Source organism: Arthrobacter sp. B2a2-09 (assembly GCF_027587375.1).
Taxonomy (GTDB): Bacteria; Actinomycetota; Actinomycetes; order Actinomycetales; family Micrococcaceae; genus Arthrobacter.
In genome coordinates, this window is record NZ_JAMXIC010000014.1 from 1 (window position 1) to 14,042 (window position 14,042).

General features: G+C 61.0%; 10 protein-coding genes. 4 read left to right on the forward strand and 6 right to left on the reverse strand.

The window, feature by feature from the left end:
- The 3 genes from NFJ07_RS15175 to NFJ07_RS15185 form a co-directional block, all read right to left on the reverse strand.
- Positions 1-2,333 (reverse strand): VWD domain-containing protein (locus NFJ07_RS15175; protein ID WP_269995547.1); only part of this gene is annotated, 2,333 nt, incomplete at its 3' end.
- A 961-nt stretch (positions 2,334-3,294) separates the two neighbouring features.
- A complete protein-coding gene (locus tag NFJ07_RS15180) occupies positions 3,295-3,648 on the reverse strand; it encodes a hypothetical protein (RefSeq protein WP_269995549.1) in 354 nt (117 codons plus the stop codon).
- A 1,034-nt stretch (positions 3,649-4,682) separates the two neighbouring features.
- Positions 4,683-5,522, reverse strand: a complete 840-nt coding sequence (locus NFJ07_RS15185) for a DUF998 domain-containing protein (RefSeq protein ID WP_269995550.1) — start codon at positions 5,520-5,522, stop codon at positions 4,683-4,685.
- A 273-nt stretch (positions 5,523-5,795) separates the two neighbouring features.
- Between NFJ07_RS15185 and NFJ07_RS15190 the strand changes: the two genes are divergently transcribed.
- Positions 5,796-6,353 carry a dihydrofolate reductase family protein gene (locus tag NFJ07_RS15190; protein ID WP_269995551.1) on the forward strand — a complete coding sequence of 186 codons (558 nt, stop codon included), beginning with the start codon at positions 5,796-5,798 and terminating at the stop codon, positions 6,351-6,353.
- A 51-nt stretch (positions 6,354-6,404) separates the two neighbouring features.
- On the opposite strand, the gene NFJ07_RS15195 is transcribed toward NFJ07_RS15190, so the two are convergent.
- Together NFJ07_RS15195 and NFJ07_RS15200 are read right to left on the reverse strand one after the other, a co-directional pair.
- Positions 6,405-6,755 carry a hypothetical protein gene (locus NFJ07_RS15195; protein ID WP_269995553.1) on the reverse strand — a complete coding sequence of 117 codons (351 nt, stop codon included), beginning with the start codon at positions 6,753-6,755 and terminating at the stop codon, positions 6,405-6,407.
- 2 nt (positions 6,756-6,757) lie between these two features.
- Complete coding sequence (locus NFJ07_RS15200) at positions 6,758-7,216, reverse strand: prevent-host-death protein (RefSeq protein ID WP_269995555.1); 459 nt, start codon at positions 7,214-7,216, stop codon at positions 6,758-6,760.
- Between the two features lie 328 nt (positions 7,217-7,544).
- Here NFJ07_RS15200 and NFJ07_RS15205 point away from each other — a divergent pair, with 328 nt between their 5' ends.
- From NFJ07_RS15205 to NFJ07_RS15215, 3 genes are all read left to right on the forward strand, one after another.
- Positions 7,545-8,672, forward strand: a complete 1,128-nt coding sequence (locus tag NFJ07_RS15205; RefSeq protein WP_269995557.1) for an acyltransferase family protein — start codon at positions 7,545-7,547, stop codon at positions 8,670-8,672.
- A 182-nt stretch (positions 8,673-8,854) separates the two neighbouring features.
- Complete coding sequence (locus tag NFJ07_RS15210) at positions 8,855-11,347, forward strand: glycoside hydrolase family 32 protein (RefSeq protein ID WP_269995559.1); 2,493 nt, start codon at positions 8,855-8,857, stop codon at positions 11,345-11,347.
- A gap of 269 nt (positions 11,348-11,616) precedes the next feature.
- On the forward strand, positions 11,617-13,062 hold the full coding sequence (locus tag NFJ07_RS15215) for a choice-of-anchor D domain-containing protein (RefSeq protein WP_269995561.1): 1,446 nt from the start codon (positions 11,617-11,619) through the stop codon (positions 13,060-13,062).
- A 60-nt stretch (positions 13,063-13,122) separates the two neighbouring features.
- On the opposite strand, the gene ppgK is transcribed toward NFJ07_RS15215, so the two are convergent.
- Positions 13,123-14,007: a polyphosphate--glucose phosphotransferase gene (gene ppgK / locus NFJ07_RS15220; protein ID WP_269995562.1), complete on the reverse strand. Its 885-nt coding sequence runs from the start codon at positions 14,005-14,007 to the stop codon at positions 13,123-13,125.
- Positions 14,008-14,042 lie beyond the last annotated feature (35 nt).

The window sequence follows — 14,042 nt, forward strand, 5'->3', positions numbered from 1 at the left end:
GGGACGCTGTTGCTTACGGCGCTCCCGTCGAGCGGCAGGGTGAAGGTCTGAGGGTCGGGGACGAAGAACGCCGACAGGCTATACGTTCCCCAGGAGTCTCGCGTGGGATCTGTCGTCAGCTCGAGCCGGTAATCTCCCGGCGGAAGGTCCACAGTCGTGTTGCCGCTGCTGCAGTAACCCCCGGCGACTTTCGTACCGCTCGATGCATTGACGACTTGCCACATCAGCCCGTTCAAGAACTGATTCCCGTTGTTGCTCACACACGAGCGGAAATCCAGGAACAACGTCCTGCCTCCGTCAGGAACAGTGAATGTGTAGGCGTCCTTGGAGGCCTTCGTTTCCAGGTTCCCCGCACCGGCCCCGGGGACGCCGTCGCTGATTGCACTGCCGTCAAGAGGGAGCGCGAAGGTCTGGGGCGGGATCAGTTGTTCGGTGATGTCGATGTTGTCTATACCGATTGCTCTGCTCGCCGTTAGCGCGATGCCGCTTGCCGTGAGCGAGGCTTTGAGGGTGGGCGTCAAGTGGGGCAGGTTGACGCTGACCCGGTATTTCTTGAATTGGTCTCCGGAGGCGAGCTGCCCTGTGCCAGCCGGAGTCGCGTTGGTCACCGAGGAGAGGCTGCTTGACCACACACTTGAGCCGTCGATGTTCAGGGCCAGCGAAGAGTTCACTCCGTCCCAGGTTCCGAGAGTGAGTAGATCAAAGGCAACGGTGAGGGAGTTGTGCGCGGGCATATCTGTGACAGAGAAGGCATAGGGCCTGTCGCCGGAAAGCGGGCCCGCGATGGTCGACGTCGCGGAATCGGTTGAAAGCCTGTAGGGATCAAAATTCGGGGCGACAGCGCTTTCGAAGTCTTCGCCGAGGTGCCCGTTGGAGTCGAACGTTTTTGATCCAACGAGTGAACTGGCGGGCGCTTTGACCTGGGCCGCAAGGGCCGTGTAGGTCGGTGCGTCGCCACTGAGGATCACGTCGCTGATGCAGCCGCTGAGGGCAGGACCTTCGTCGACGTTGGCCTGGTGGCAGGAGTTCTGGGCCGCTGTGATGACGTCAGAGCTGTAGTCGGAGACTTTGACAATGTTCTGGGGGTAGCTCGTGTCGGTGAACGTTGCGGTTGATTGTCCCGTGCCGTAACTGAAGAGTGAGGTTGCATCGGTGATGCGCCACGAGTCTGCGAAGGACCCGTGCAGGGCCGCTGCGCCCGGGTTCGCTCCGAGGTTCCATCCGCCTCGGGTGACGAAATCGTCGCCTTTGACCCCGTTGTTGTTGCCCAAGAGTCCCCGGGTCGAGATGGCAGATGGTACGTGGATGCGGACATTTGAAGATTCGAAGGTGAGTACCGGGCGGTCTGTCTGGCCCGGCCAGACAGCGGCGTATGCGTTGCCGTTTCGGAACACTGCCGAGCCTGCTCCGAAGTAGACGTACGACCCGTCGGGAATGTCCAGATGGGTGCCTTCGACTGTAAGCCCTGTGCTGGAGAGGATGACTTTCTTGCCGTTGAGGACAAAGGCAACTGCGTCCGTTGTTGATACCTTGCCGCCGGAGAGCCCCTTGAAGCGGGCCTGTACCCGGAAGTCGTACGGTACGTCGTCCTGCGCCGACTGGACGAGGTCGAATTCGCCAACCGACTGGACGTCGAAAGCGGTTCCGTCGAGGTTGACCAGGTGCGGGTCGCCGAACGCGGTTTGAACGCCCTGGGATTTGAGCCAATCCATCAGCATCAACTGGTTGGGGAGATCAAGGGGGCCATCAGGCGTTCTCACACCGTCGGAGCCAATGCAGAGCCACATGCAGGATGCATTGCGCAGTACCGATTCGACGAGGTCCGCGAACCTGCGCAGCGGCAACGTACGGAGCCACAGCGGCTCCGGTTGGGAGCCGCCTCCTACCGTCCCGATCAGTGGGAGCACCAGCGGATAGGTCTTGGGCCAGGTGTCGAAGTCCTGATCCAACCATTGGACGTCAAGGACTCGCGCCGGTTGGTTGCAGTCTTCCCGGGCTCTCCCGGGTGTCACCATCAGCACGCCATCTGCGGGTTTCGATACGGCGTATTCCACATATTGCTCGCTGCCATCGAAACAATTCCCAATGTGGATCTTGAAGGCGTCCGTGTAGGGGTGTGTTCTTGAAGAGAGCTGCGCCGCATAGGACGTGTCCTGCTGGGACCCATTGAACAAGCGGACGTAGTTATTCACCTGGGTTTGCGCATCCGATGAGGTGCCGTACCAGGCGCCTTTCGCTTCGAGAATGTCAACCAGCTTGGATGTCGGATTGGGGTTCGGGTCGTACTCGACGATGTCACTTCTGCGTGTGACGCGCCCATCTGGCAGGCTCATTTCCCATTGGATCCCCGGACTAATACCGGGATAGAAGTGGACACTCTGGGAGGCCATGCTGCGCCCGTAGATATATCGGGCCTGGGCAATGGCTTCCGCTCCTTTGCCTGTGGAACCACACTGGTGAAGTTGGTACACGCCATTGGCATAAAGCAACCCGGCGTTGAAGCCCTTGTAACACTCCGGATTGAGATTGAGGCTGCGGGTCACCCTCGCGGTTCCGGCAATGCACTGGAGGCTCGCCACTGCCTCCCCGTCTAAGGAGTTTGGACTGCACGCATCGCCTTTCACGAGATCCAACGGAACCGCGCCTGTTGGTGCCGTGACTACTGTTGGTTCAGCAGTTTGTGGCGCAGCAGCGGCATTCGCCGGTACCGGGGAAACACCGAGTATCCCGGCGACCACGACCGCTGCTGCAAAGCCGGCAACAATCCTGCTGAAAACTGAAAATCCAATTGAGCCAAAAGGCGCATTAAAGGCGCGCATGTGCCCCCCCAATAACTAGCGCGAGTGGAAGCATCGACCGCGAGTGAAGGTAGTCGAGCTTCTGTGGGTGCGCAAATTCTTACATTCAAAACAGGTGCATGTAAATAGGTTTGTGTTATCCGAGTGTCAATAGAGTGACGGTCGTGTAGTAAGCCCAGTGCAGCGAGTAGTCCATACTCGCGCCACAAGACTTTTTGAACCTGTAGGCTGCAATTCCCCGCTCCAATAGGGCACCCATCTCGACTGTTTGTCGTAATGTCCGTCCACTAGCTCAAAACAGTGGACACGAAAGTGAAATTGAAAAGTTCATTTCCTCGGGCTATTTAAGGGGGAATTCCAGCAGTCGACAGTAGCGCGTCCATTCCTCTAAGCGGACACTATCCGCCAGCGATCCTGCCAAAATTCCAGTACACCGAGCTGATATACCCCAACATCTCCGGAGCCGGACGCTCGTTGGCGGCGCCTCGCACGGAGTTCAGCGGAACGGAAGGTCGCTTTGTGCCACGAGGTCCTTGAGTCCGGCGTCAGAAAGGCATTGGGAGATGGCTTCGATTGTCGGGGCCGTGGCCCTCGGCCCAATCAGGATTTCCTTTATTGGCAGGGGCTGATGTGCCGTTTTAGCGCTGACCGGAGATCCTTTCCACGGCACGATTGTCTTGGCACTATCAGTGGGCATCACTAGGAAATTTACGCTAGCCGAGAGGCTGACGCAGCGGACTTCTTTTTCATGGCGGAATCCTTGGTGTTTAAAGTTCAGTGCTGTTAGGACGTTGAGTGCCATGAAGTTCGGAAGGTCCATAACGATTCCTTTTTGGATGGCAGTGTTCATGTCCGAAACGAATCGGGCTGCCGCGAGCTCCTTCTGTCGGATGGCGAAGATGCCCTTGAGCCATTGAACGGATTCATTCGTCGGCGATGCCGACAAAAGACCCCGGCCCCCAGCTGCCAAGCCCACTCTCGGCATAGGGCCATTTTCACTCGTGTGGGGGCTGTTTTCCTCAGATGGCGGATAGCTTCGGGCGCATGCCAACGAACCCATTGTTCCTGCTTGGGCATGACCGGGTCAGAGCTTCGCAACCACTGCCGGATCTCCGGCATTCACACTCGACTCAGCAAGCGGCGAATCATGCTGCACGAGGACGACATCAGGGCCCTCGTGGAATGGCTACGGGCACGGAACCATAAGAACGGCGAATGGTGGATGGAACCAGAGCCCGACCCTTTCAGGTAGCGGCTAGCCCGCAGAAAGTTCGCAAGTCGGCCCTGGGCACTTTTTGGGCACATTTTGGGCACATCCGATGTAAGAACGGGTGATTTGAAGTAACCAAAATCCTTGAATTCTAGGGATTTTTCATGCCCTCATTGGGGCTGAAAAGGTTTCAAATCCCACCGTCACCGCCAAAGAAAACCCCCGGAAATCCGGGGGTTTTCTGCTTTCTCTGGGCGTCGTGGTGCAGATTTCGCCAGCTGAGATTGCACGAAACTGGTCGATGGGGTGCTCAAACAGGTCGACGTAGTGCGCGCCGGCGTCGGGAGCGTTCCGGTTACCGCTGTGCTCTGCTTCGTCGAGGCCAACTGGCCCCTAATCGGGGGCGCGTTCTCGCCTCGTGGTGTTCACGTGCTCTGGCCGAGACGGCTGGCCAAAGTGCTTGCCGCGGAGACAGCCGGGGATGTTGACGTTTCAGCTACGCGTGAGGCGGTAGCCTCCCGATTCAGGTCTGCGTGATGTCAGGTGTCGATGTTCAAAGCAAGCCAGAGCGGACATGTGTCCGCCCGGTGGACCATTCTGGCCGTTATCCCCCCATCTCGGGCCGGCTGCAGGACTCGCCAACAAGGGGCGGGTTCCCGCGGCATGGTCGACTGCTAAACCTCGAGCACGGTCGCGTGACGCCGCCTGAACGGTGCGACAAGCCGCCCAGCCTGGCGAGGCCCCCATAGCGGCCTTGCGATTGGTCGCGGCTGAAGTTGGCCAATGCGCTCATGATGGGCCGCAGAACTGACCATGAAGCCAAGGATGGCCAGGCCGGCAATGAATGCGTAGATGACGCCACGCTCAAAAATGCCTGAGAAATCGGTATTACCCCCGGTGAGCAGCATCAACAACCCAGATACACCGGCGACGATGGCCAGTCCGAAAAACCAAAGGCTTGCGTTGGTCCGTCTAAACCAGAGCACGCCGATCGAGACGAGGGTTACGAAGATACCAAAGGACAGAATGACGACGGCCGGGTCGTGGATTCCAATAGTGTGGCCTGCATTTGGATAGTCTTCGGGGAAGACGCCGATTGCGAAAATAGCCAGCCCGGTAACGGCGAGCGACCAACGAATGATGGTTGTCGTTACCTTGGCAAAGCCGGTGGGCCGCATTCGAATCTTGCCGTCAGTTTTGTCCCGGCGTACCGCCTTGTAAGCGTCATCAAGGTCGCCGGCATGTGCTGCAATCCAGAGCACCGGCGAAGTGATGAGACAGGCCGCTACTACGACGTTCACGCCGATGAAGATAAGAGCCAGATCCATCGCAGCGAAGGACGGAGAACACACGTAGCGGGTAGGGTTTCCGACGTCGTCGCAATGTACCGCGCCGAGGTCGCTGACGTAGTTCGATGCGTAGCTGTAAGTGCCATTGCCTTTCCACCCAAGCTGAACGACCCACTCAAATACGATGAAACTAAGCATCGCTTTTGCGGCCCATGATCCGATCATGTGCCGAGTATCTGACGTCCTTGGACGCCGCCCCAAACACCAGCCGCCGAGTAGCTCGACCCAGCTGTTCACCTTGTTCATAGCAAGGATTAAGGCGCTCGACTGGACAAAATACTAGAGGTTCCGCTACTCGAATGAAGACCTGCGCATCCTTGCACGGAATTGAGTAGAGGAGAGCCTGCAGTGTTACCCGTTAACTAGTTCAGTGAATAGCCTCCGTGGCGAGGCGGTGATAGTTGAGGCATCGGTAAGTGGGCAGCCTAGAATCATCGTATGGGTCTCCTAACCTTCAGCATCAACGTCACCCTTGATGGTTGCGTCGACCACCAGGAAGGCATCGCCGACGACGAGACGCACGCCTACTTCACCCGCCTCATGGACGAGGGGGGCGCAATGCTCTGGGGCCGCACCACCTACGAGATGATGGAGAGCTACTGGCCAGCGGTCGCCCGCGGCGAGGAGGACGCGCCGCCTGCGATGCGCGAGTGGGCGCTCAAGCTGGAGGCCAAGCCGAAGTACGTTGTGTCGTCGACGCGAAGCGACTTCCCGTGGACCAACAGCCACCACGTCGTGGGCGAGCTGCGCACGGCGGTGCAGGATCTCAAGGATGCGACTCCCGGCGGGGTGCTCGTCGGCAGCGGCAAACTTGCGACAGCGCTGGACCAACTGGATCTGATCGACGAGTACAAGTTCCTTGTCCATCCCAGGATTGCCGGCCACGGTCCCACTCTGTACCAGGGCGGGCTGCCTAGCACCCGACGCCTCGATCTGATCTCTGCGCAGCCGCTCAGCAACGGCGCGGTCGCCTTGCACTATCGACGGGCTGATTGAGGGTGGCTGTCCGTCGCGGGTGAGCTTCGGCTGAAACGAGTCTGGTTCGGGCTACTTCGTCTCGTTCGGATGACTGGTGTGCACCTGCTCGAGAAAGACTGTGCGCTCGTGATGGTAGAACCAGATGCGTGCGGTGCCCATCGCCGTCGGTTTGTGCTGCCAGCGCTCGTACCTCGTGCCACCTCGCTCGATGACGCCGAGTTCGCCCTTCAGCCGGTAGTTCGTCGGCGTCGTCGCCAACGGCGTCCGGGTGAGGAAGTCCCAGGTCTCCGTCATAGGGTTGCGGATCGTTGCGACGAGATCCCGCCACCCCTTCTGCGCGTCGGCGGTGGCGAAGCGGATCTCGTACTCAATCTTTTTCGGTGGACGGGGGACCAGCTCGCCCTTCTTGGCCGCGGCCACAGTTACGGCCGCTCCACGGTCTCGTCATCGTCAAGCCACACGAGGTCGGCGCTGCCGAGCCCGGCGGCTACGGCCGTGGCCGTCTCTTTCCAGCTGGTCAGCTCGGCAATGGCGAGGTGCGGCTGGTTGGTTGAGAAAGACGCACGCGCAGCATCGACGAGGTCCTGTGCACAGGACTCCCTATCGACTGGCGAGAGGGCGAGCATCCAGGGGAAAGCCTTCGACATGCGCTCGGCCAGCGTGCCGCGGTCATCGAGAGTGACGGTGATGAGCTGCGCGGCGAAGTTCAGCAGGAGGGAGCGCCCATCGGCTTCACGCTGCGACATCAGAACCAGCGTCTCGCCGTCGCGCCGGGTCACCGTCACGGGATGGTCCTCGGCCTCGGCGAAAACCTCGGCGGAGTGCTTGCTCAGGTCAGATGAGCGTCGGGTTGCCACTGGGAGGTCTGCTGCGATGGTCATGCATCCATCGTATTCGGAACGTGTTCGGAAGTCTATTGAAGGGCGGAACGGCACGGCAGGAGGGCATCACACTGTGGCTAGATGGCGGCGCCTCACTAATTCCCCCGCGTAAATCCTCGGCAAACACGCGCCCCTACGGTGTGACGTTGAACGATTTCTCTGGGACAGCACAGGAAGCGCGCTCACTGTTTCGCACGAGAACCGGGACGAAGGTAAAGTCGCTTGACCCCTCGAATCTACTCGTGTAGATTCGATCAGAGTGTTATCCGGGTCACACCCAAGAAGGTCACCCGAATAGCCTCTGAGCCCAAAAAGAGATGACCAGCCCATGAAGACCCCAACGAGAGCCCGGAGCGGTCCGAGTCTGGCCATGCTAGGCGCCCGCACCCTGGGTAGCGCCCTGGGCTCCGGGCCAAACTCGCTGAACGCCCTGCGCTTGGTCTTCGCCGCAGCCGTGATCGTCTCCCACTCCTGGTGGCTGGGCGGCTACGGCCCGGAACCCTCGCTTTACGGGATCAAGCTCGGCACCGCAGGCGTCATAGGGTTCTTCGCCATCTCCGGCTATCTCATCACTGTCAGCGCCGAACGCTCCGAGACAGTCCTGGAGTATGCCGCGGCCCGACTCACCCGCATCTATCCAGCTCTCGCCGTCGCTGCGCTTGCTGTTGCCTTCGTGGCAGCACCGCTTGGCGCCCTCCTGACACATGGAACCTACGACCCACGCGGAGCCCTGGCCTTCCTCGGCGCCGCCCTGGCCCTCAGCGTCGGCGTCATGGACACGCCCGCCATAGGGACGTCCCTCTGGGGCAACAACGACCGCTTCGACTGGAACGGCCCCTTGTGGACTCTCACCTGGGAGGGGCTGTGCTACGTCATCGTCGCTGTGATTGTGTTCCTGCTCCGCAGGATTCCAGAGAGCAGGCGAGGCACGGCCACTGCAATTTTCCTGCTCTTTGCGGCATCCACGGGCGCAGTCTTCGGAAAGCTCCTAGCGGGTGGCTTTGGGCCGAACCGCACCGAATTCGTCCTCCCGTTGCTCGCGATCTTCATGGCGGGATCCCTCCTTGCCACCCAGAAGCACAGAATCCGCGTCGGTGCGGTGCCAAGCCTTCTCGCTGCACTGGCCGTCTGGGGCGCTCTCGCCACGGGCTTCGGTACAGCCCTCGCCCCATTGCCGTTTGCCTACCTTGTCCTGTCGATCGGTTCAATCGGCAGCGCATCCACCATCGGGTCTCACTACGACCTCTCTTACGGGATCTACATCTACGGATGGCCGGTCCAACAGCTCCTCGCTGCAGCCCATGCGCCATCACACGTTCCCGCGCTCGGGTTTGCTGCGCTCGCTCTCGTGGCGGCCTGGCCCCTTGGTTTCCTGAGCTGCGTGGCGGTAGAACAGCCAGCCCAGCGGATCCGGCGCGCGCTCATGAGTCGCCTCGCCGTCCGCGCAGCCGATTAAACCAGTGCGCTAAAACGCTTGATCAAAACTTCATCGCCAGCTATTCTTTCCGTGATTAAGCGTTTAATCACAAGTCCTTAGCTCCACCACAAGCTCCCCCGCCTGCTCAACAACGCCGTGTGCAGTGGCTCGACGCAGAGCTATCGGCGGTCGAGCAGTCCTGACCGAGACCCGGAGATTTTATGGCCCACTCAGCAAGGAGACTGTCGAAGAGGGCGAGCTTGCTCGCCCTCTTCGCCGCGCTCACGATGTTTTTCACGACCACCGTAGTGACCGGGGACATCCCCGGCGCAGGAGCCGTCGGCAGCGCGACCGCACCGACAATGCGCGCCACCTACCACATGACCCCGCCGTCAGGATGGCTGAGCGATCCTCAGCGGCCCATCTATCTCAACGGCAAGTACAACTTCTATTACCTCCACAGCACCCAGGACAACGGCCCCGGCGGGTGGCGACATGCGACGTCGTCGGACACCGTGGTGTTCAACGACCAAGGCGACGCCCTCCCGCTCCAGAGCAATTTCCCCGTCTGGACCGGCTCCTCGGTGATCGACACGAACAACACCGCGGGCTTCGGGGCCGGCGCCGTCGTCGCGCTCGCAACGCAACCCACCGACGGCGACCCGTTCCAGCAGTCGCAATACCTCTGGTATTCGACCGACGGGGGGACAACGTTCACACAGTACGGCGCGCCGGTCATCGCCAACCCGGATGCTTCGGACTGGTTCCGCGACCCGAAGATCGTTTGGGACGCGGCGCACTCGACGTGGGTCGCAGCGATCGGCCGCCAGCAGAAAATCACGTTCTACACCTCGCCGGACCTCAAGACCTGGACCCATCAGACGGACTTCAGCTACACCACCCCGAACATCGGCGGCGTTGAGTGCCCGGACATCTTCCAGATGAAGGCCAACGACGGCTCGTGGCATTGGATCATGGCCGGGAGCATGCAGGGCGACTACAGCGGCAAGCCGGACACGTACGCCTACTGGACCGGCACCTGGAACGGCTCGGCGTTCGTCGCGGACCAGACGGACCCGCAGTGGCTCGACTGGGGCTCGGACTGGTACGCCTCGGTGAGCTGGCCGGACGCCGCGAATCCCGACACCTCCCGTTACGCGATCGGCTGGATGAACAACTGGCATTACGCGCCGCACACCGTACCGACTGACTCCACCGACAACTACAACGGCCAGATGTCCGTGGTGCGCCAGCTCAGCCTCAAGTCCGAGGGCAGCGGCGTCTACAGCCTTCTGTCCCAGCCGACACCGAATCTGGCCAACTACGCCACCAAGACCGTTAAGCCCGCCAACGCCACTGTCAATGGACGGACAGCCCTCGACTACCACGGCTCGGCCTACGAGCTCGACGCCGACGTCAGCTGGACCGCCCTGAACAACGTCGGTATCTCCGTGGGCGAGAACAAGGATGCCAGCCGGCACACGAACATCGGCGTCTACGGGGGCAACCTCTACGTCGATCGCTCCGCGCAGGACCAGGTGCCGTACTCCTTCGGCACCTACCAGCAGTCGCAGGCGCCGCTCGCATCGGGTGCGACATCCGTGCACCTCCGGATCCTCGTGGACCACGGCAGCGTGGAGGTCTTCGCCGACGACGGCCGGATCGCACTCTCGAACCAGGACTTCTTCACGTCGTCGGACACTGGGATCTCCCTTTTCACGATCGGCGGTAGCGCGAACTTCACCAACCTCTCGATCACGGAATTCGCCAATATCACCGAGCAGGCGAATCCCGCGGCGCCGTTCGCAGACTTCGAAGGCAGCACATATGGTTCATGGACGACGGCGGGAGCGGCCTTCGGTTCCGGGCCCGCCACCGGGGCGCTCGCTAACCAGCAGCCCGTCACGGGCTACCTCGGGAACAGGCTCGTCAACAGTTTCAACGGCGGCGACGCGTCGACCGGAACGCTGACCTCGCCGTCGTTCACCATCGGCCACTCGTACGTCAACTTCCTCGCAGGAGGCGGGAACAACCCGAGGCCCTCGGACGTCTTCGCCGACTTCGAGGGCGCGACGTGGGGTGCCGGGTGGACGGCGTCGGGCAGCTACGTTGGCCAAGGCCCGACGGCGGAATCCCTCCCGAACCAGCTCGGCTCCAAGGTCCTCGATACGTACGTCGGAGGAGGTGATGCCGCCACCGGCGCGATCACGTCGCCGACGTTCACGATCACGCGGGACTATATCGACTTCCTCATCGCGGGAGGAAACCACCCCTGGGGCCAGTCGGGTGCCGCTGCGGTGAACCTCCTCGTCAACGGGCAAGTTGTCCGCACGGCAACGGGCCAGAACTCATCGACCATGTCGAACGTGAACTGGGACGTCCACACGCTCGTGGGGCAGAAGGCCCAAATCCAGGTCATCGACCACGCAACCGGATCCTGGGGCCACGTCATGGTGGACCAGATCGTGTTCAGCAGCGTGCCGAACGCGGTTGGCGGTGAGCCCGACAATCAGACCACGGTCAACCTCGTGGTCAACGGGCAAGTTGTTCGCACCGCGACGGGCCAGAACAGCGAGCATCTCGCGTGGACATCCTGGAACGTCTCCGACCTCGTCGGTCAGAGCGCCCAGCTCCAGGTGGTCGATAACGGCACAGGAAGCTGGGGCCATATCCTGTTGGACCAGGTCACCTTCGAAGACGTACCGGCCGCCTAAGCCGAATACTCCTTCAGCATGTCCTTCCTGACCTTCTTTGGCGCGCTAAAGCCCCGGAATGACGCGACTCGCCGTGTCGCAAGCGCTTTCCCAAACCAAAGAAGGTCTGGACGGCGCGCCGTCCTCCCGCGAGAAACCCTGGAGGACGGCGCGCTCACGGATAATCCGCCGGCTGCTGTGACCGTTGAGAGTTCCCGGATTGAGGGCCTAATTGAGATTCAGCTATCATTTGATTTCTGCGATTGTTGATTCTCTGATGGGGGAAGACTGTGATCTTCAATTTCACTCGCACCCTGGGTGCCTCTCTGGCAGGTGTGCTCAGTGGTAGTTTCGTTCTGGGCGGTCTGGCTACCGCTGCCCCGGCGATGGCCACGGACAGGCCCGTTACCAACGATCTGTTCTCCATCGATACGACGGTGATCGCCCTTAGCGCCGGTATCGGAATCCGCGAGAGCGGCACGTCCACGTTCACCGCGAAGCGCGACATCCGGGTGTCCTCGAACGTGGTACCCGATACCCCCACACTGGAGGAAGGGGCCAAGCTCGTCGGGACCTGCCCGACGCTGTGGACCTCCGTTGTGATGCACGCCGGTGACACTTGCACCCTGGAGTACTACTTTGCGCCACAGAGTTTCTACTTACGTTACGGCGGCGGGTGGAATCCCTCGGCCGTTCCGATTGCCGCAAACGGTACACCCGAAGGTGACGCCGTTGAAGCCTCAGTGCAGGTCACGGGCAAAGTCCTGACTCTTGACTTCGGTCAGATTGACCTCGGCACCACGCAGGTGGGTGAGCAGAAGACCGTCTTCTTAGAGGTGACGAATCGCACCGCCATTGATCTTCCCGTCCTGGAACCGGCATACATGCCAGGGGGTCTTAAACCGCTGGAAGCGGGCCAGTTCCCCGTTGTCATTCCGGCAGGGAAGACTGTTTCCATCCCTCTGGCCCAGTCCCCAACCTGGCCTGGTCCGGTCCACCCAATCTTCTACATCGAGGCTGAGGTACCCGCCCCGTCCTGGGGCCAACAACGCCCCGTCTCATACCCGGTGAATGTGACCGGAAAGGTCACGGCTGCGCCCCTGACCGTAACGGACGCTGATTTTGGCACCGTGCAGGCAGGCAAGACGGTCAAGCAAACCGTGACCGTGACGAACACCGGCACCACCTGGGCCTTGATCGAGGCTGCCCTCAACAACGCCGGCACCCCAACGGATATAGCCCTTAGCGACTTTGATAAGGTCTTCGGCCCCGGGGAGAGCAAAGAAATCACGGTCACATGGACTCCGACCGGGAGCAGCCACCTCACGGGCGCCCTGGGCACGATCACGTTCAACGACACCTGGACACCTGCCGACTACCCCCGCACGGCAACAGCCAAGCTGACCGGATCGCGCGCGCCAACCGCCCCCGTCGACCCTGTTGCTCCCACTGACCCGGTCACTCCCACTGAACCGGTCACTCCCACCGGCCCGCTCACTCCCTCTGAACCGGGAACCTCGACTGATGTAGCGCCAGTGGCTCCGACCAGCCTTGTCACGCCGAGAGGTAACGGTCAGCCAACCACGGGTACGAGTCCGGAAGCCGGGCTTGCGAAAACAGGTGCCAACATCAGCCCGGCGACCTGGCTGGTCCCGTTGGCTCTCATCGCCGCTGGTGGATCCCTCATCACCCTCCGTCTGATCAGCAACCGGCGCGCACGACACGACGGCCACTGAACCCTGAACTCCGGACGGATCCGCATCCAAAGGATCTTGAGGATCGGGTCTCGGCATTGTTCACCTGCTCGACGTAACCGGCCTGTTCGATTCCGGGCTCTTCGGTGAGGCCAAAATCGACGGCGCAGCTACTGACTTCAATAGCCCGTAACGGGCAGTCCGGTCCCACGGTGCTGACGCAGCCTGGATGGCGGCGCCCACGATGCCCGCCTCGTTCCTGAGCTTCGCGGGAACGACGGGGGTCCTCAGATTAAGGTGAGGCAGGTATTCGTCGGCTCTTTGGGAGATGCCTCCACCCACAATGATGAGTTCGGGCGAGAACATGAACTCAAGTTCAGAAAGGTAACGTTGCAAGCGGACGCTGTATTCTTGCCAGCCCAATCCGTCACGTTCACGGGCGACGGCGGATGCTCTGGTTTCAGCGTCGTGACCATCGATGGAAATGTGACCTAGCTCGACATTTGACACTACGTTCCCGTCGAAAATCAGGGCTGATCCGATCCCGGTGCCCAGGGTAATGACCAAAACGGTGCCGAGTGTTCCCTTGCCGGCGCCGTAGCGGGCTTCCGCGAGTCCTGCTGCGTCGGCGTCGTTCAGGACGGCGACTGGCCGCCGAATGCGATTGGAGAAATGGGTGCCGATGTCGAAATCGATGAAGGTCCTGTCCATGTTTGCCGCTGATCGAGAGGTGCCGTGCTGGACGATGCCCGGAAAGGTTACGCCAACGGTTGAATCACGTCCTGCTTCATTTCCTGCGGTGAGTTCGTCCACGATCTGCCGGACAACATCGCCGACCGATTCCGGATCAGCTGGTTGGGGCGTGGTTAAACGAACGCAGCTTCCGAGGATCTCGCCCTTTTCGAGGTTGACGATCCCGCCTTTGACGCCGGTGCCACCGATGTCAATGCCTATGAAGCGGCCCGGACTTGTCGTATTTATGGGCATGTTGGTCCGTTTCTTTGATCAGTTAAGGGCAGCGG